Annotated in this window: 13 protein-coding genes; 10 read left to right on the plus strand and 3 right to left on the minus strand. The window is 33.0% G+C overall.

The window, feature by feature from the left end:
- Positions 1-69 precede the first annotated feature (69 nt).
- From NLG42_RS20670 to NLG42_RS20700, 7 genes are all read left to right on the plus strand, one after another.
- Positions 70-1,854, plus strand: coding sequence for a chloride channel protein (locus tag NLG42_RS20670; RefSeq protein WP_089056126.1), 1,785 nt, complete (start codon positions 70-72; stop codon positions 1,852-1,854).
- A gap of 160 nt (positions 1,855-2,014) precedes the next feature.
- Positions 2,015-4,846, plus strand: a complete 2,832-nt coding sequence (uvrA, locus tag NLG42_RS20675) for an excinuclease ABC subunit UvrA (RefSeq protein ID WP_257682203.1) — start codon at positions 2,015-2,017, stop codon at positions 4,844-4,846.
- A gap of 102 nt (positions 4,847-4,948) precedes the next feature.
- Entirely contained in the window at positions 4,949-5,857 is a 909-nt protein-coding gene (locus tag NLG42_RS20680) for a hypothetical protein (RefSeq protein ID WP_257682204.1), read from the plus strand.
- 238 nt (positions 5,858-6,095) lie between these two features.
- Complete coding sequence (locus NLG42_RS20685) at positions 6,096-6,230, plus strand: hypothetical protein (RefSeq protein WP_257682205.1); 135 nt, start codon at positions 6,096-6,098, stop codon at positions 6,228-6,230.
- Positions 6,231-6,240: 10 nt separating this feature from the next.
- Positions 6,241-6,969, plus strand: coding sequence for an LOG family protein (locus tag NLG42_RS20690; RefSeq protein ID WP_068845660.1), 729 nt, complete (start codon positions 6,241-6,243; stop codon positions 6,967-6,969).
- A gap of 216 nt (positions 6,970-7,185) precedes the next feature.
- Positions 7,186-9,936, plus strand: a complete 2,751-nt coding sequence (locus NLG42_RS20695; protein WP_257682206.1) for a gluzincin family metallopeptidase — start codon at positions 7,186-7,188, stop codon at positions 9,934-9,936.
- A gap of 187 nt (positions 9,937-10,123) precedes the next feature.
- Positions 10,124-12,535: an alpha-ketoacid dehydrogenase subunit alpha/beta gene (locus NLG42_RS20700; protein ID WP_089056130.1), complete on the plus strand. Its 2,412-nt coding sequence runs from the start codon at positions 10,124-10,126 to the stop codon at positions 12,533-12,535.
- A 341-nt stretch (positions 12,536-12,876) separates the two neighbouring features.
- On the opposite strand, the gene kdsB is transcribed toward NLG42_RS20700, so the two are convergent.
- The gene (gene kdsB, locus NLG42_RS20705) at positions 12,877-13,611 is read right to left on the minus strand and encodes a 3-deoxy-manno-octulosonate cytidylyltransferase (RefSeq protein WP_257682207.1); all 735 of its coding nucleotides are present in this window, start codon (positions 13,609-13,611) and stop codon (positions 12,877-12,879) included.
- A gap of 129 nt (positions 13,612-13,740) precedes the next feature.
- Here kdsB and NLG42_RS20710 point away from each other — a divergent pair, with 129 nt between their 5' ends.
- Positions 13,741-15,075: a PQQ-binding-like beta-propeller repeat protein gene (locus tag NLG42_RS20710; protein WP_257682208.1), complete on the plus strand. Its 1,335-nt coding sequence runs from the start codon at positions 13,741-13,743 to the stop codon at positions 15,073-15,075.
- 191 nt (positions 15,076-15,266) lie between these two features.
- On the opposite strand, the gene ygiD is transcribed toward NLG42_RS20710, so the two are convergent.
- Both ygiD and NLG42_RS20720 read right to left on the minus strand, forming a co-directional pair.
- Positions 15,267-16,097, minus strand: a complete 831-nt coding sequence (gene ygiD / locus NLG42_RS20715) for a 4,5-DOPA-extradiol-dioxygenase (protein ID WP_257682209.1) — start codon at positions 16,095-16,097, stop codon at positions 15,267-15,269.
- A gap of 114 nt (positions 16,098-16,211) precedes the next feature.
- Positions 16,212-17,621, minus strand: a complete 1,410-nt coding sequence (locus tag NLG42_RS20720; protein ID WP_089056134.1) for an ATP-dependent DNA helicase — start codon at positions 17,619-17,621, stop codon at positions 16,212-16,214.
- 560 nt (positions 17,622-18,181) lie between these two features.
- Here NLG42_RS20720 and NLG42_RS20725 point away from each other — a divergent pair.
- Both NLG42_RS20725 and NLG42_RS20730 read left to right on the plus strand, forming a co-directional pair.
- The gene (locus tag NLG42_RS20725; protein ID WP_257682210.1) at positions 18,182-19,003 is read left to right on the plus strand and encodes a DUF3822 family protein; all 822 of its coding nucleotides are present in this window, start codon (positions 18,182-18,184) and stop codon (positions 19,001-19,003) included.
- Positions 19,000-19,605 (plus strand): RsmD family RNA methyltransferase, encoded by a 606-nt coding sequence (locus tag NLG42_RS20730; protein WP_257682211.1) that lies wholly within the window; start codon positions 19,000-19,002, stop codon positions 19,603-19,605. The genes NLG42_RS20725 and NLG42_RS20730 overlap by 4 nt, the downstream gene beginning before the upstream one ends.
- Positions 19,606-19,619 lie beyond the last annotated feature (14 nt).

The raw sequence follows: 19,619 nt of genomic DNA on the forward strand, positions 1-19,619 counted from the left end.
CAGAAAGATTATGCAAATTTGAATGTTTAAAACTAAATTTGCACCTCACCTGAAATTTTAAAAAAAACAATGATAAAAAGACTTTTTCGAAGACTAGAAAGTATAATTGCTTTGTCGCAATCTGTTATGACACCAAAGCAGTTCATTTTTTTATCAAGTGTTTTGGTAGGTATTTCATGTGCATTTGCGGTAATTGTTTTAAAAACATTTGCCCATAGTGTCTTTTCGTTTGCGACATACATCAACGGAACTTTAAAACTTAGTTTCATCAATAGTATACTGCCTATAATTGGTATTTTGCTGACCGTTTTTGTAATCAACAAAGTTCTAAATGGAACAATCCAAAAAGGAACATCACAAATTTTATATGCGGTTGCCAAAAAAGCGAGTATTATTCCGAAAAAACAAATGTATGCCCAAATTATTACCAGCTCGTTAACAGTTGGTTTAGGAGGTTCTGCGGGTTTAGAAAGCCCTATTGTTGTAACTGGTGCTGCTTTTGGTTCTAATTATGCTCAAAATTACAAGTTAGCATACAAAGACCGAACTTTACTAATTGGCTGTGGTGTTGCGGCGGGAATTGCAGCCGCATTTAACGCACCAATTGCCGGAGTTCTTTTTGCTATTGAAGTTTTATTAGTAGATGTAAGTATTTCTGCCTTTACTCCTATTATGATTTCGGCGGCTACTGGAGCTTTAGTTTCTGCAATTGTATTAGACGAAAGCATTTTACTATCTTTTAAAAAACAAGAAACATTCGACTTTCATAATATTCCTTTTTATATCATTTTGGGATTATTAACAGGTTTTATGGCTGTTTATTATTCTCGAAATTTTCAAAAAATAGAACATTATTTTGCCGAACTAAAAATTGGACCGTACAAAAAAGCCTTAATAGGTTCTTCTATCTTAGCACTTTTAATCTTTATTTTCCCAACTCTGTTTGGTGAAGGTTATGAAAGCATCAAAACTTTATCAGAAACCGATCCAGGAAAACTGTTAGACAACACTTTGTTTGAGAGTTTTAGAAACAATCAATGGGTTTTTCTTTTGTTTGTAGGCTGCACTATGATGGTAAAAGTATTCGCTTCTGGACTTACAATTGGAAGCGGCGGTAATGGAGGAAACTTTGCACCTTCATTATTCTTAGGCTCTTATTTAGGATATTTCTTTTCAAAATTTATAAGTTTAATCGGTTTATCACATTTACCAATCAGCAACTTTACAATGGTTGGAATGGCTGGTATTTTGAGCGGTTTATTTCATGCACCATTAACTGCAATTTTCTTGATTGCCGAAATAACTGGAGGTTACGGACTAATGATTCCGCTTATGATCGTATCCTCTATTAGTTTTGCCATTTCTAAACGTTTTGAAAAATACTCGCTTGACGTAAAAAATTTAGCAAAAAAAGGACATGCCTTTACCAGCAATAAAGATTCTAACATTCTTTCTACTTTAGACATTGATTCTATTATACAATGTGATTATTTAACCGTGCATCCTGAAGACCATTTAAGCAAATTAGTGGATCTAATTTCACATTCAAATCAAGTCGTTTTTGCAGTTGTAAACAATGAAAAAGAACTCGTAGGAATTGTACATTTTAATGATATTCGCGAAATTATATTTAATGCTTATCGTGTAAAATATACTTTGATTAAAGATGTAATGAAAACACCTCCGGCAACAATTTCATCTTATGACAGTATGGAAATTGTAATGAGCAAATTCGAGAAATCTAAATCAGCATTTTTACCCGTTTTGCGAAATGATAAATACTTTGGCTTCATTTCAAAATCGATAGCACTCGAGGCTTATAGAACAAAATTAAGATCTATGACTATAGAATAAGCTTAATATCAAATACGTTAAAAAAATAATATATGAATCCGACAAAACGAAAACGCTAGTTTACACCAGCGTTTTTTTGTTACTAATTGTAACATAAAGTTTTGCTGTCGAGCACAAAAAGAACAAATCAAAGTGGTAACTTTGCGTTTTGCTCAAAATTATGCTAGATAAAGACAACACTATTGAAGTTCTTGGTGCAAGAGTTCATAATCTAAAAAATATCGATATTTCTATTCCGCGTGAAAAACTTGTTGTTATAACAGGACTTTCTGGTTCGGGTAAATCTTCGTTGGCATTTGACACCATTTATGCTGAAGGACAGCGTCGTTATGTCGAAACCTTTTCGGCTTACGCTCGTCAATTTCTTGGAGGATTAGAGCGTCCCGATGTTGATAAAATTGACGGACTTTCGCCAGTTATTGCAATTGAACAAAAAACAACCAGTAAAAGTCCGCGTTCAACCGTGGGAACGATTACTGAAATATACGATTTTCTTCGACTTCTTTATGCTCGTGGCGCCGATGCTTACAGTTACAACACTGGTGAGAAAATGGTTTCTTATTCTGATGAGCAAATTAAAGACTTGATTATTCAGGATTTTAACGGAAAACGAATTAATATCCTAGCACCAATTATTAGAGCCAGAAAAGGACATTATGCTGAATTATTTCAGCAAATTACCAAACAAGGATTCTTAAAAGTTCGTGTAAATGGCGAAGTACAGGATTTAGTTTCAGGCATGAAATTAGATCGTTACAAAACGCACGATATTGAAATTGTTGTAGACAGAATGGTTATCGAAAATACAGAAGACAATCAGAAACGATTAGCTGAAAGTATTAATACTGCGATGCATCATGGCGAAAACGTATTGATGATTTTAGATCAAGATACAAATGAAGTTCGTTATTTCAGCAGGAATTTGATGTGTCCTTCAACTGGAATCTCGTACCAAAATCCAGAACCAAATTTATTCTCCTTTAACTCGCCAAAAGGTGCTTGTCCGCATTGTAACGGATTAGGAACTGTTCATGAAATCAACGTTAAAAAGATTATTCCAAATCCGAAATTATCAATTAAAAGCGGTGGTTTTGCTCCACTTGGCGAATATAAATCTTCTTGGATCTTTAAGCAGTTAGAAACTATTGGAGAAAAATTTGGATTTAAAATCACTGATCCAATCGAAAAAATTCCCGAAGAAGCCATGACAATGATTCTTTATGGCGGAAAAGATAAATTTACTATAAACTCAAAAGATCTTGGCGTTACGCGAGATTATAAAATTGATTTTGAAGGAATTTCAAACTTCATCAAAAATCAATATGACGAAAGCGCAACGACCAGCATAAAACGTTGGGCAAAAGATTTTATGGACGAAATAAATTGTCCGGTTTGCGAAGGCTCACGTTTAAAAAAAGAAGCACAATTTTTCAGAGTTAATGAAAAGAACATTACCGAATTGTGTAATATGGATATTTCTGATTTAACAGCTTGGTTTCAAGACTTAAACAGCCATTTATCCGAAAAACAACTTTTAATTGCTTCTGAAGTTGTAAAAGAAATCAAAGACCGATTAAACTTCTTGATGAATGTTGGTTTGAATTATCTGGCTCTAAGCCGAAGTTCAAAATCACTTTCTGGTGGAGAAGCACAGCGTATTCGATTAGCAACACAAATTGGTTCACAATTGGTTGGAGTTCTATACATTTTGGACGAACCAAGTATTGGTTTACACCAAAGAGATAATGAAAAACTAATCAAATCACTTGAACAATTACGTGACATTGGAAACTCAGTTATCGTAGTAGAACATGATAAAGACATGATCGAAACGGCTGATTATGTTATTGATATTGGTCCGAAGGCTGGAAAATATGGCGGAGAGATTATCAGTATTGGAACTCCGGCAGAAACTCTAAAATCAAACACTATTACCGCTCAATATTTAAACGGTAAAATGAAGCTGGAAATTCCGAAAAAGCGTCGTGAAGGAAACGGAAAGCTTTTAAAACTGACTGGAGCAACAGGAAATAATCTAAAAAATGTTTCGATCGAAATACCTTTAGGTCAATTAACTTGCGTTACAGGAGTTTCAGGAAGTGGAAAATCGACTTTAATCAATGAAACCCTTTATCCTATTTTAAATGCGTATTATTTTAACGGCGTAAAAAAACCACAGCCATATAAAAAAATTGAAGGATTAGAACATATTGATAAAGTCATAGATATCGACCAAAGTCCGATTGGAAGAACGCCACGTTCAAATCCAGCTACATACACTGAGGTTTTTACAGAAATCAGAAACTTGTTTACCATGACTTCCGAAAGTATGATTCGCGGTTATAAAGCAGGACGTTTCAGTTTTAACGTAAAAGGCGGACGCTGTGAAACCTGTGAAGGTTCTGGCGTAAGAACTATCGAAATGAACTTTTTACCTGATGTTTATGTAGAATGTGAAACCTGTCAAGGTAAACGTTTTAATAGAGAAACGCTGGAAATTAGATATAAAGGAAAATCTATTTCGGATGTTTTGGATATGACCGTTGATGAAGCTGTTCCGTTCTTTGAAAACATTCCGAAGATTTATAGAAAAGTAAAAACCATTCAGGATGTTGGTTTAGGATATATCACACTCGGGCAGCAAAGCACAACACTTTCCGGCGGTGAAGCACAGCGTATTAAATTGGCTGGAGAATTATCTAAAAAAGATACAGGAAATACGTTTTATATTCTAGATGAACCTACAACCGGTTTGCATTTTGAAGATATTCGAGTTTTGATGGACGTTATCAATAAATTGGTTGATAAAGGAAATACGATTCTAGTAATCGAACACAATATGGATGTTATAAAACTTGCGGATTATATTATTGATATTGGTCCCGAAGGAGGAAAAGGCGGCGGACAACTGGTTGCCAAAGGAACTCCAGAAGAAGTGGCTAAAAATAAAAAAAGTTATACGGCTAAGTTTTTGAAAAAAGAGTTAGAGTAAAAAAAAGAATCTTTGTCAAAGTTTAAAACTTTGACAAAGATTCTTTCTATTGTTCTATTTTAATACTAATTATTTTATATTTTAGTTTTAAAAATATAGAAGATGAAATCAATTTTATTATTCATTACAATATTATTATTCTCATTCACCACTTATTCTCAATCAAAAAAAGACAGTCTTAATAAAATTGTCCGTGAACGAATTAAAAACATTCAGGAAACACAATCTGACAATCCTTATTTCACAAAACAAGAAATTGAAGAGGAATATGTAAACGAAAACAATACTTTTCAAGCTTTAGCGCAACCAGCGGAAAACAATGATTTAGCTAATTACTTTAAGATATATTTAGAATCAAACCTTTTAAAAAAGATTGATTTCTCTACAATTAAATCTTCTTACTTATACAAAAACATTTCAAATAGTAAATTTAACTATACCATTCGATTAACTTTTGAAATAAATAAAAAAAAGAAGGCTTCTAATTTTCACATCAATACAGGAAATAAAGAATTAAATAGAAAAGTTATTGAAATTTTTAAAAATTATCCTTTAGAAAAATTAGCCCTTTCAGAAGCTGACAAGCGTGGGAAAATCAGTATCCAACTATTTGCAAAAGAGAATAAAAACATCATAATAAAAGCAAGTACATTTGCTGTTGTTGATCAATTACCGGTTGTAAAAGGCTGCGAAAATCTTCAAACGAACTGGGAAATCAGTAACTGTTTGTATGACAAACTAAACAATTATATTATACAAAACATTTCACTTAAAACCATTAGTGAACAGAATCTGAGAGGCGAAATCACTTTTAGTCCACGATTTTCTATTAATACAGAAGGAAGGATTATTAAAGTTAATTGTATAGCTCCAAATAGCATTTTAAAAGATGAGATTGATCGCGCAATAATGTCATTTGACCAAATATTGACTCCAGGAACTAGAAACAATAAACCCATAAATACGTATTGTAACACTTACAGAACACTAACCATTAAAGATCTGAAATAAAAACAACGATTAACAAGCTCTTTATTTCTTTTCGGTTACTTCACGCTTAAAGTTCATCTAGCTTTAATTCTTTGATAATGAACTAAAAACAAAAAATCCATATTTTTACTATGCTAGTTTTAGATTATAAACTTGCTTTTTTGTAACAATTCTGAAAAAAAGAGTTAATTTAGTAACCGCTTTTTTTCAAAATTTCAAGCATTTGAAGAAAGATGTTTCGATTAAACTAACTGTTTATATGAAACCAACTGCCTTAGCCCTGATGGGAGCGGCATCCTTTTGTGCCGGGGTTTGGCACAAAAGATATAGCGGACAGCAGGAACGAGCTCCTTCCTTTGACCGCACAGACAAAACAAATAGAATAATAAATTAAAATACCTAAAATGAGATTAGAAGATTTTGATAATGACGAGGACAAAGTAATTCAAGACCGTTTGAAACAAAAAACGTGGAATGAAATTAGAACAAATGACAGCTGGGCGATTTTTAAAATCATGGCCGAATTTGTAAATGGTTATGAAAGCATGGGACGAATTGGTCCGTGCGTATCTATTTTTGGTTCGGCGAGAACAAAACCAGACGATAAATATTATTTATTAGCTGAGAAAATTGCTTATAAAATTAGTAAAGCCGGCTATGGCGTAATTACTGGCGGAGGACCTGGAATTATGGAAGCTGGAAACAAAGGCGCACATTTAGGTGGAGGAACTTCGGTTGGTTTAAATATCGAATTACCGTTTGAGCAGCATTTTAACCCTTATATTGATCATGATAAAAACCTGAATTTCGATTATTTCTTTGTGAGAAAAGTTATGTTCGTAAAATATTCGCAAGGTTTTGTGGTTATGCCAGGAGGTTTTGGAACTTTGGACGAAATGTTTGAAGCGATCACTTTGATTCAAACTAAAAAAATTGGAAAATTCCCAATTATTCTAGTTGGAGTAGAATTTTGGTCTGGTTTGATCGAATGGGTAAAAACTGTTTTGGTTGAGAAAATGCATACCGTAAGCCCTGAAGATTTGAACTTATTTAAAATCGTAGACACTGAAGATGAAGTTGTTGACGTTTTAGATAAATTCTATAAGAAATACGATTTGAGTCCAAACTTTTAATGTTTGAACCCTATATTATTACAAAAATGAGAAGCTGTTTTTTAAAACAGCTTTTTTTATGTTATTTTTACATAAAACCAAAACAACAGAACACACGTACATTAAAGATAAAGTCCTAAATTTTACGCCAAATTCTTGAAATCATTATTTAAAATTATAATCCTCATTTTTGTTTTATTCAGTTCAATAAAGCAATACGGTCAACATCAATCTAAGATGGAAGTTGCGGTAAATCTTGAACTTAAAACACTAAATATCAAGCAGGATATTACGTATCGCAATACTTCTAACGATACTTTAGTTTCTATTGTTTTGAATGACTGGAACAATGCATTTTCAGACAAAAACACTCCGCTTGCCAAACGCTTTTCTGATGAATTTTACAGAGGTTTTCATGTGGCTAAAACTACGGAAAGAGGAAATACAACGATTTTAAATCTAACAGACTCTGATTTTATGGCGCTTGAATGGGAACGAACCGCCAAGAATCCAGATTTTATTGTTGTCAGGTTAAACCGAAAGCTGCGTCCAGGAGAACAAATTGATCTTCATATAACTTATATTGCAAAAATTCCGAGCAACAAATTTACACACTACGGTTTTGATCAAAATGGCGGAATGATTTTAAAAAACTGGTTCTTAAGTCCTGCCCGATTTGAAAATCACCGTTTTACAAAATACAATAATTTCAATCTCGATGATATTGCAAATGCTGTTACAGATTATCAAGTTGAAATAAAAATACCAGCCAATTACTCGATTACGACCGATTTAAATTCGGTTTCGAAAGACGCTTCAAACCCTTTATTCAGTACTTATTCTTACGCTGGAAGCAATAGAATCGATTTCAATTTAATAATCGAAAAGCAAAATAATTTCAGAAGTTACAGTAATGGTTCTTTAGAAGTTCTTTCGGATTTAAACAATAAAAAAATCAGCGAGATTCAAAAAGCAATTGTCATCAATAGAGTTACGGCTTTTGCAAATGATTTTATTGGTAAATACCCGCATGAAAAAATCACTGTTTCGCAGGCCGATTATGATCGAAATCCATTTTACGGACTCAATCAGCTTCCTTCCTTTATAAGTCCGTTTACAGATGAGTTTATGTTCGAAATTACCTTTTTCAAAACCTATCTCAACAATTATCTAAAAAATAGTCTTCGTATTGATCCCAGAAAAGACAATTGGATTTATGACGGAATCCAAATTTACGCGATGATAAAGTACATGGAAGAAAACCACTTGGACCAGAAAATGCTGGGCAAACTTTCTGAAATGAAACTTTTTAACAGTTACAACATTACCAATTTAACTTTTAATGAGCAATACAGCTATTACTATATGCTGATGGCGCGTAAAAATCTAGATCAACCTCTTGGCGATCCTAAAAACACTTTAATAAAATTTAACGAACAAATTGCTAGTAAATACAGAGCTGGTTTGAGTTTAAGTTATTTAGATGATTACTTAAGCCATAATATTGTGCCTGAAAGTGTACAGGAATTTTACAATCTGAATAAACAAGAGCAAACAAACCGATATGATTTTGAAAAAATACTAATTGATAAAAGCCCCAAAAAAATTGATTGGTTTTTTAAAACAATTATCGACTCTCGTGATATTATTGATTATAAATTTTCAAGTGTTTCAAGAACAGCTGACAGCATAACATTTTCGGTAAAAAATAGAACAGGCATTTATGCTCCTATTCCTATTTTCGGACTTAAAAAAAACGAAGTCGTTTTTAAACAATGGATTGAACCGCAAAAAAACGATTCCGTTTATCATTTTGATCGTAAAAATGCCGACAAAATCGTTATAAACTACGAAAATGAAGTTCCTGAGTTTAACCAGAGAAATAACTGGAAATCGCTAAAAACTTTAGCAATTACCAATCGACCAATAAAATTTAATTTTGCGAAAGATCTAGAAGATCCCTATTACAATCAAATATTATATATCCCGACACTATCGTACAACTTATATGATGGTTTTACGCCGGGAATACGTTTTCATAATAAAACCATTCTTGACAAACCCTTTACATTCGACATTACTCCTGCTTACTCTATTAAAGCTGGAACTCTCTCAGGATCGTCTGCTTTGGTGTGGAGTCAAAATTATCGCCATACAACCTTGTACAACATTCGCTATTCAATTAGTCAAAACTATTATCATTACGCTCCAGACGCCACTTATTTACGTTTGAATCCGATGGTTCAATTTAGAATTCGCGAAGAAAACTTTAGAGATAATAGAAAACAACTCTTTATGTTTAGACAAGTAATTGTAAATCGAGAAGCAAGTACTTACATTACCGACAATTCTAAACCTAATTACTCTATTTTTAATGCTCGTTATTCTAATACTAAAACGGAATTAATCGATCATTTCAGCTTCATGACAGACCTTCAGTTTGCAGGTGATTTTGGAAAAGTGGGCGGTGAAATTGAATATCGAAGATTGTTTGAGAACAACCATAAGTTAAACGTAAGATTATATGCAGGAAGTTTTTTATACAACACAACAAATTCAGATTATTTTAGTTTTGGTTTAGACAGACCTACAGATTATCTTTTTGATTATAACTTTTTCGGAAGATCTGAAACCACGGGCTTTTTCAGCCAGCAATATGTTATGGCCGAAGGAGGTTTTAAATCTAAGCTAGAACCTGCATATGCTAACCAATGGATGACAACTCTTAATGCCAGCTATGCAATCTGGAACTGGATAGAAGTTTATGGAGATGTAGGTTTCTTGAAAAATAAGCATCAAAGTGAGTATTTTGCTTATGACAGCGGTATTCGGTTAAATTTAGTTCCAGACTATTTTGAATTATTTTTTCCCGTTTACTCTAATAATGGCTGGGAAATCACTCAAAATAAATACAATGAAAAAATTCGATTCGTAATCACCTTTTCGCCAAAAACATTAGTTAATCTTTTCACCCGAAAATGGTTTTAATTGAATTAATTTTAAACAAAAACATAAATAATTATCATTAAAATAACGAAAACAATAAAAATAACATAAATAAAATACGTAGTTTTTTGAATTTAAATACAGATAATTAAATTATATTTATTTTAAAGAATTATGATTATTAATTGTTTTTAAGTAATTTCGCAGTCTAAACATGACCCACAAGATTATGATAAAAGAAAAAAGCAATACTACATTAACGTTTGAAGATTTCAAAACTGAAGTATTGAACGACTACAGAATTGCAGTTACCAGTCGTGAATGTAGCCTTTTAGGTCGTAAAGAAGTTTTAACAGGAAAAGCCAAATTTGGAATTTTTGGAGACGGAAAAGAAGTCCCTCAGCTTGCAATGGCCAAAGCCTTTAAAAATGGTGATTTCCGTTCTGGATATTACCGCGATCAAACTTTTATGATGGCCATTGGAGAATTAACTCCGCAGCAATTTTTTGCTGGTTTATATGGTCATACAGATTTAGATTTTGATCCAATGTCTGCAGGAAGACAAATGGGCGGACATTTTGTTACGCACAGTTTAAACGAAGACGGATCATGGAAAAACCTGACTAAGCAAAAAAATTCAAGCTCAGATATATCACCTACAGCTGGACAAATGCCAAGATTATTGGGATTAGCTCAGGCTTCAAAAATTTACAGAAATGTTGACGGTATTACCATCAAAGATAATTTCTCTGTAAATGGAAATGAAGTGGCTTGGGGAACTATTGGAAACGCAAGTACATCTGAAGGTTTGTTTTTTGAAACCATAAATGCTGCAGGAGTACTGCAAGTTCCTATGGTAATGAGTGTTTGGGATGACGAATATGGTATTTCTGTTCATGCCAGACATCAAACTACAAAAGAAAATATCTCTGAAATCTTAAAAGGATATCAGCGTGATGAAGATTCTAAAGGATATGAAATTTTTAGAGTAAAAGGCTGGGATTATGCTGAATTAGTTTCAACATACGAAAGAGCAGGTGCTATTGCTCGTGAAGAACATATTCCGGTTCTAATTCACGTTAACGAATTAACACAGCCGCAAGGACACTCTACATCAGGTTCTCATGAACGTTATAAAAATGGAGAAAGATTAGCTTGGGAAAGAGACTTCGATTGTATTCGTCAGATGCGTTTATGGATGATTGCCATCAATATTGCATCACCAGAAGAACTAGCTGAAATCGATTTTGAATTGAAAAAAGAAGTCCTAGAAGCTAAAAAAGAAGCTTGGAATTCTTTCATCAATCCAATTATTGAAGATCAAAAAAATCTTTTGGCTTTATTGGAACAAATTGCTGAAGCAAGCATCAACCATAAAGACAGAATTAGGAAATACATTTCAGAATTAAGTGCGATAAAAGCGCCTTTAAAAAAGGAGATTTTAGTTTTTGCAAGAAAGATTCTTCGCTTTGTTGAAGTACCAAACAGCAAAATGCTTTTATCAAACTGGATTACTAATTATATAGGAGTTACTCAGAAAAAATTCAGCAGCAATTTGCATTCTGAATCTGAGCAAAATGTATTCTCAGTACAAAAAGTACTGCCTGAATACGCAGAAAATGCAAAAGCAGATTCTGACGGCCGAATGATTCTACGTGATAATTTCGATGCATTATTCTCTAAATATCCAGAAACTTTGATTTTTGGTGAAGATGTTGGAAACATTGGTGATGTTAACCAAGGTCTTGAAGGCATGCAGGAAAAATACGGAGAACTTCGTGTTGCCGATGTCGGAATTCGTGAAGCAACTATCCTTGGACAAGGAATTGGTATGGCTTTAAGAGGCTTACGCCCAATTGCCGAAATTCAATATTTAGATTATCTGTTGTATGCTATACAAATCATGAGTGATGATTTGGCGACCTTACAATATAGAACTGTTGGAAAACAAAAAGCACCATTAATCATCAGAACCCGCGGACACCGTTTAGAAGGTATTTGGCATTCTGGTTCTCCTATGGGAATGATTATAAATGCTATTCGTGGAATTCATGTTTTAGTTCCTAGAGACATGACACAAGCTGCAGGATTTTACAATACTCTTTTAGAGTGCGATGAACCAGCTTTAGTAATTGAATGTCTTAACGGTTACCGTTTAAAAGAAAAAACACCTTTGAACTTTGGTGAATTCAAAACACCAATTGGTGTTGTTGAAACCTTAAAAGAAGGTTCTGATATTACTTTAGTTTCTTACGGATCAACTTTAAGATTGGTACAACAAGTTGCAACAGAATTATTAGACTTAGGAATTGACTGTGAAGTAATCGATGTGCAATCCTTACTTCCGTTTGATATCAATAAAGACATTGTAAAAAGTATCGCTAAAACAAACCGTCTATTAATAATTGACGAAGACGTTCCAGGCGGAGCTTCAGCTTTTATTCTACAACAAATTTTAGAAGAGCAAGACGCTTACAATTATCTTGACAGCAAACCACAAACACTTGCTGCAAAAGCACACAGACCTGCTTACGGAACTGATGGCGATTATTTCTCTAAACCTTCTGCCGAAGATATTTTTGAGAAAGTATACAGCATGATGAACGAAGTTAATCCTTCTAAATATCCTAGTTTGTACTAAGAATTTTAGAACGTTTTAGATAAAAAAAAGCTCCAAGTATTTGGAGTTTTTTTTATACACAAAGTTTGTCATTTCGATCCCGAAGCCTCGGGAGAGAAATCACACTCGGAATTCGACAAAGATATTCTTTATCCAAAGTAACCGCCGAGTATGTCATTTCGACGAAGGAGAAATCCTCACAAGCAGCTCAACAAAGATTGGAGATTAACTGCACAGAGTTTCTTACGAAGATTTCTCCTTCGTCGAAATGACAAAAAACGCGCATATTAAATTAGAAATCCATTTAAATCCGCGCTTTCGCGAAAGCGAATCTGTTTAATCAGCGTTCAAACTAGGAGCAATTAAATATCCTTCAGAATAGCTCTCGCCTTCTCTAAATCTTCTGCAGTATCTATCCCAATTCCAATATGTGTTGTTTCAACCATTTTAATACGTTTTCCGAATTCTAAATAACGTAATTGCTCCAACTTCTCAGAAGCTTCTAAAGATTTCATAGGAAGACTGTAAAAGTCTAATAACGCTTGTTTTCTAAACGCGTAAATTCCGATGTGCTGAAAATAACGAACTCCAGCCTCTTTATCTCTTGGATACGGAATTACTGATCTAGAAAAATACAATGCAAACTGTGATTGATCTACCACCACTTTTACATTATTTGGATTATTAATTTCATCTTCATCTGTAATTTCACGCATTAACGAAGCCAAATCAACTTTTTTGTCCGCATCTTTTTTAAATACTGACAAAACCTGCTCTAATGGCGCTGCTTCCGTAAAAGGCTCATCACCTTGTACATTTACAACAATATCAACATCAAGATTGGCTACAGCTTCTGCAATTCGGTCACTTCCAGATTCATGTTCTTTAATACTCATAATTGCTTTTCCGCCTTGAGAAACGATTTCATCAAATATCAAATCAGAATCGGTTACTACAAAAACATCATCAAATAATTTTGTCGAAACCGCAGCTTCGTATGTTCGTAGAATTACTGTTTTGCCTCCCAAATCCTGCATAAGCTTTGCAGGAAAACGTGTCGATGCATATCGCGCCGGAATTACCGCTATTATTTTCATTGTAAATCTTTTTTAGTAAAACAAATGTAACTATTCAAACCTAAGATAAAAAACATAATTACCACAGATCGTTATAAAACTGATTGCCAATGTTTTAAAAAATAAAGTATATTTATCAGAAAAAAAAGTATGAGAAAATCGTCGATTCTGGTTCTGTTTTTATTGAATTTAACTTTTATTAATTCGGCTTTAAGCCAAAAAAATAATGCTGCTCCACTAAATGCATTTGCAAATAACATCTTTGACGGCAATGGTTATCAGCCGCTGACAACTCTAAAATGGAAGTTTAAAACCGAAGGTAAAATCTTCTCTTCACCCATTACCAAAAGCGGAATTGTTTATATTGGCAGCGAAGATGGCTTTTTATATGCAATTGAAGAAAAGTCAGGAAATCTAAAGTGGAAATTTAAAACAGATGGCGCGATTCACAGTTCACCCAGCATTTTTGAGAATACTGTTTTCTTTGGAAGTTTTGACGGCAATTATTACGCAGTAAACACTAAAACAGGAAAACAAATTTGGAAATTCAAAACGGGCGGAGAACACTGGATGGGAGAAAAAGGCGGCGGTGGAATGAAACCTGAAACACAATACATGGAGGATTTATGGAGTTTTTACCTATCATCGCCAGTTGTATATCAAAATAAAAAAACAGCTCAAGTTATCTTTGGAAGCAGCGACGGAAACATCTATTCGCTTGATACAAAAACCGGAAATGTAAACTGGAAGTTTAAAACTAATGGTCCTGTTCATGGAACTCCTGTTATAGATAAAAACAAAGTTTTCGTTGGCGGCTGGGATGCTGTTCTATACGCATTGAATGCAGAAACCGGAAAAGAAATATGGCATTTTGCTACTTCCACTAAAATAGGTTTTAAAGGTATACAATCGTCTGTGGCAGTTTCTGACGGAAAAGTATATTTTGGAGCGCGTGATCCTCACTTCTTTTCACTTGATGCCGAAACGGGAAAACTAATCTGGAAATATGATGCTGAAAATTCTTGGATTCTAAGCACTGCTGTCATCACAAATGGAACTATTTATGTAGGAACTTCTGATACCTATGTTTTATTGGCACTTGACGCAAAAACCGGCGCTGAAAAATACAGATTCAAGACAAATGGCTATGTTTATAACTCACCTGTAATAGCAGGAAATACGGTTTATTTTGGTGATTTCACTGGAAATTTCTTCTCACTGGATTTGCTTTCTAACGGACAAAAATCAAATACTATAAGTACTGACAATCGTAAACAATATGCAAACTCTATTTTAAAAAATGATCTTTTAGATTTTGGATATGCAGGTCAAAACGAAGATCTGTCTTATTACGACAACAACAAAAAAGTAATGGCTCAATTTTACAAATTAGGATCAATTCTTTCTTCACCATCTATCAATAATAGTACAATTTATTTTGGAAGTGCAGATGGATATTTATATGCATACAATCTAGAAAAATAGACTACTTTGTAACCGGATCTGCGAAACGCATTTTACCGCAAAGTACGCAAAGTTGTTTTATTCGCAAGGTTATATCAAACGCAAAAGTTCGCAAAGCTATATTGATAAAGCTTTGCGAACTTTTACACTTTATAAGCGTAATCCAAACAAAATAACTTTGCGTACTTTGCGGTAAAATTTCTAATCAATTTTTAAATAATTTTTACTGAGGTCATACTCAATGAACCTGCTAAAAGTTTATCATTGAATAAACTCAATTCTTCTGATTTTTCTTTTAATCCTAAGGTGTACAATAAAGGCAAATAATGTTCTGGCGTTGGAACTGCCAATTGAATTGCTTGATTCATTTTTTCGAAATCTATTAAGGGCTGAAAATTCCCGTCTAATAAATAATTATTCACCGTTTCTCGAGCTTCAATTGCCCAATCGTAACCATAATTATCTTTATCAAAGTTTCTAAAATCAACCATTCTAAGATTGTGCACAATATTTCCGCTCCCAATAATCAAAACACCTTTACGACGCAGTGACTGCAGTTTTTGTGCTAATTCAAAATGATATTGACCTGATTTAGTATAATCAATACTCAACTGAATTACAGGAACATTTGCTTCTGGATATAAATGCTTTATTACACTCCAAGCACCATGATCTAACCCCCAATGTTCATCTAAATCTACTTGAACCGGATCTAAGATTCTTTTGGTTTCTAACGCTAATTCAGGGCTTCCCTTCGCAGGATATTGAACATCAAATAAAGCCTGTGGAAAACCTCCAAAATCATGAATTGTTCTTGGCATTTGCATCGAAGTAACTTTGGTTCCTTTAGTAAACCAATGTGCCGAAACGCATAAAATAGCATTGGGCTGCGGTAATGTTTTTGCCAAATTGCGAAAACCAGTCACAAACTGATTTTCTTCAATTGCATTCATAGGACTTCCATGTCCTAAAAACAGAACCGGCATTTTATCCGTATTCGAAAACGTTGACGAAATCGAATGTAAGTCGTTTAGTGTTGTCATTGTAAAATATTATTTGCCACAGATTAAAAGGATTAAAATGATTTCAAAAAAAAAACTTTAGCACGTCATTTATTATAAAATCTGTGAAAATCATTTTAATCTGCGGCTAAAAAATTATTCCTCAAAACTCTCGTCTTTAAATCCTATCAAATATAACTTATTTTTAGCACGTGTCATAGCCGTATACAACCATCTAATATAATCGCGATCGATACCATTTGGCAAATAAGGCTGTTCTATAAAAACAGTATTCCATTGTCCTCCCTGTGATTTGTGACACGTTATAGCATAAGAGAATTTCACCTGTAAAGCATTGAAATATTCGTTTTCTTTTACTCTTTGAAATCTCTTATACTTTGTTGTTTCGTCTTCATAATCTTTCATCACTTCTTCATACAAACGATTTGATTCTTCGTAAGTCAATGATGGAGATTCACTTTTTATAGTATCCAAAAGTAACACCGTTTCAAAAGGTTTCTGATCTGGATAATCGACCATTCTTATTTTTACTCTTGCAAAAGTAAATCCGTACAATTCCTTAATTCCAAACATTTCGAGAACCTCAATAATATCGCCATTTGCAATAAAACCAGCTTCATCTGTTTCTTTAAGCCAGAAATAATTATTCTTAACTACCATCAAAAAATCACCTACAGAAAGTTCACTTTCTTTGAACAAAATCCGAGTTCGAATTTGTTCATTGTATTGATTGGCTCTTTTATTAGATCGCACAATAAAAGCAGTATCTTCAATACTATAATTACTATAAGCTGTATTTATCGCATCTTGAATATCATATCCATCTGTAAGACGCACGATATCTTTAAACTTTTTTACATTGAATCTAAACTCGGTAATAAAGCTTTCCTTCAACAGCTCACGTAATTCAGTTGCATTGAACAAAATTCCCGAACTTTCTTCCTGACGCATTACCTCATCTAGTTCAATATGTTCAATTTCTTTATCGTAATGAATTCCGAGTGTTTGAATATCTAACGCTGGACTTATATCTAAATTTACTGGTGGAAGCTGTGCTGTATCTCCTAAAAGAATCATTTTACAATTAGTTCCAGAATAAACGTAATTAATCAAATCATCAAGAAGTGAACCGCTGTCTAAAGTGCTGTCTGAAATCATCGAAGCCTCATCAACTATAAAAATGGTGTTTTTATGTTTATTAAGTTGTTTTGTAAAAGCAACTCCTCCACCCGACGATTTTTTAGGAAAATATATTTTTTTATGAATAGTAAAAGCCGGCGTATTCGAATAATTAGCAATTACTTTTGCAGCACGTCCAGTTGGTGCAAGCAAAACAAACTTTTTATTTATGTCGCCAAGATTGTTTACAATTGTCGAAATCACCGTTGTTTTTCCGGTTCCCGCATATCCTTTTAATACAAAAATGGTATCGTTAACTGGTTCGGTTAAAAAAATAGCAATTTTTTGAAAAAAAATATCCTGTTTGTATGTGGGTGCAAATGGAAATCTTTTTTGTAAAATGCCGTAAAACAATGCTGAATTCATAAGGAAAATTTGAAATACAAAGGTCGCCTTTTTTAATGGCAATGGCAATAATTTGAAACCATATAAGTGATATAAGCTATTCAACTCGTTGAGGATATTTATCTTTAACACATAGTCTTGATAACTATCGGGATAGACTCTGACTTAACAAAAAAGGCATTTCACTTAACAAAAATGCACAAAGCATGCTTATGTGAAAGAAATGTGTTTCTTTTTGTATTCTTTTTAAACTATAAAATCTATGTTTCTATGTGTTTAAACAAATATCTAGATATTACACACAATGAGCGAAGTAATTTTAAAATACCATATAAAACGCTTCCTTTTGATGCTGATAGTGCTTAAATGATCTCAATAATAAAAAAAATATCCTCTAAGCTTAAATACCTTATATCGTTTATTGGTTAAACTCTAAAAAAATAACACAACGATAAAACTTTAGTAACTTCCTTGTAATATTGTTTTTTGAAATTGCAATTATAATTGTTCCTTTTTAATTTGTAAGTTTGTAGTCGCCTTAAATTCTTTCTTGTAAAACAGGTAACGAATTGTAAATCAATATGTCATTACAAAACACTAACATTATTTCCAAAAATTATAAAAAACTTTCGATTCAGGTTTCACTGAATGGATTTTCATTTTGCTGTTTTGATACTTTAAATAATACCATTACTTCGTTTAACGACGTACAATTTGATACTTCTCAAAAACAAAATAAAATCGAGGACTTATTTTCAGCTTCATTTAAAAATTATCCTGAATTAAAAGAAACCTACGATGATATTCTAGTCATTCATAACAACAATCTTTCGACTTTTGTACCAACTGCTTTATTTGACGAGAATTATCTAGGCAGTTATTTACAGTACAGTACAAAAGTATTTGAATCTGATTTTTTTACTTTCGATAAAATCTCAAATTACGAAATGAACTCTGTTTATATCCCGTACATAAATATCAATAATTTTCTAATTGATAATGTCGGATCTTTTGAGTACAAACACGTAAATAGTATTCTAGTCGAAAAAATTCTTGAAGGTTCAAGAAATAATGACGAGAAAAAAATGGTGGTAAACTTTAACCTAAATCATTTTGAGGTTATAGTAGTTCAAAACCAAAAACTATTATTATTTAACTCTTTTGAATATCAAACTCCAGAAGATTTTATTTATTATTTGCTTTTTACAGCCGAACAAACCAATTTAAATCCAGAACTTTTTCAACTGGAATTGTTAGGCACAATAAACCAAAACGATCCATTTTATGCGATTGCATACAAATATATTCGTAATGTATCTTTCTTAGACGTAAGCACATTACAAGAAAAAAACAATTATACAACTGCTCAGAATCAAAAACATTATATCTTATTTCAATCATGAGAATTATTTCAGGAAAATACAAAGGACGCCGCATTTTTCCGCCAAAAAACCTTCCTGTAAGACCTACGACTGATATGAGTAAAGAAGCATTATTTAATGTTTTGAATAATCATTTTAGTTTTGAGGGCTTAAAGGTTTTAGATTTATTTTCGGGAACCGGAAATATCAGCTACGAATTTGCATCACGCGGAAGCGCACCAATTACCTCTATTGATGGTGATTTTGGATGCGTGAAATTTATTAAACAAGTTTCGTCAGAATATGATTTTGACATTGCGGCTACCAAAAGCGATGTTTTTAAATTTCTCGAGAACTGTAAAACATCTTATGATATTATTTTTGCCGATCCTCCTTATGGATTAGATCAAAACACTTTTGAAAAAATTGTTTTAACGGTTTTCGAAAGAGATTTGCTTCACGAAGACGGCATGATGATTATCGAACATTCAAAGTACACCAAACTAGATCATTTGAGTAATTTTTCATTTCAAAAAAGTTACGGAGGTTCTTTCTTTAGTTTCTTCGAATTAAATTCGACAGATGACGATGAGGAATTACCAGGTGATACTCCAATAAAAATTACGGAAGAAGACGAAGGATAATTTTCTTTTTACAG

Origin of the sequence: Flavobacterium plurextorum (genome assembly GCF_024638035.1) — a bacterium.
Lineage (GTDB): Bacteria > Bacteroidota > Bacteroidia > Flavobacteriales > Flavobacteriaceae > Flavobacterium > Flavobacterium plurextorum.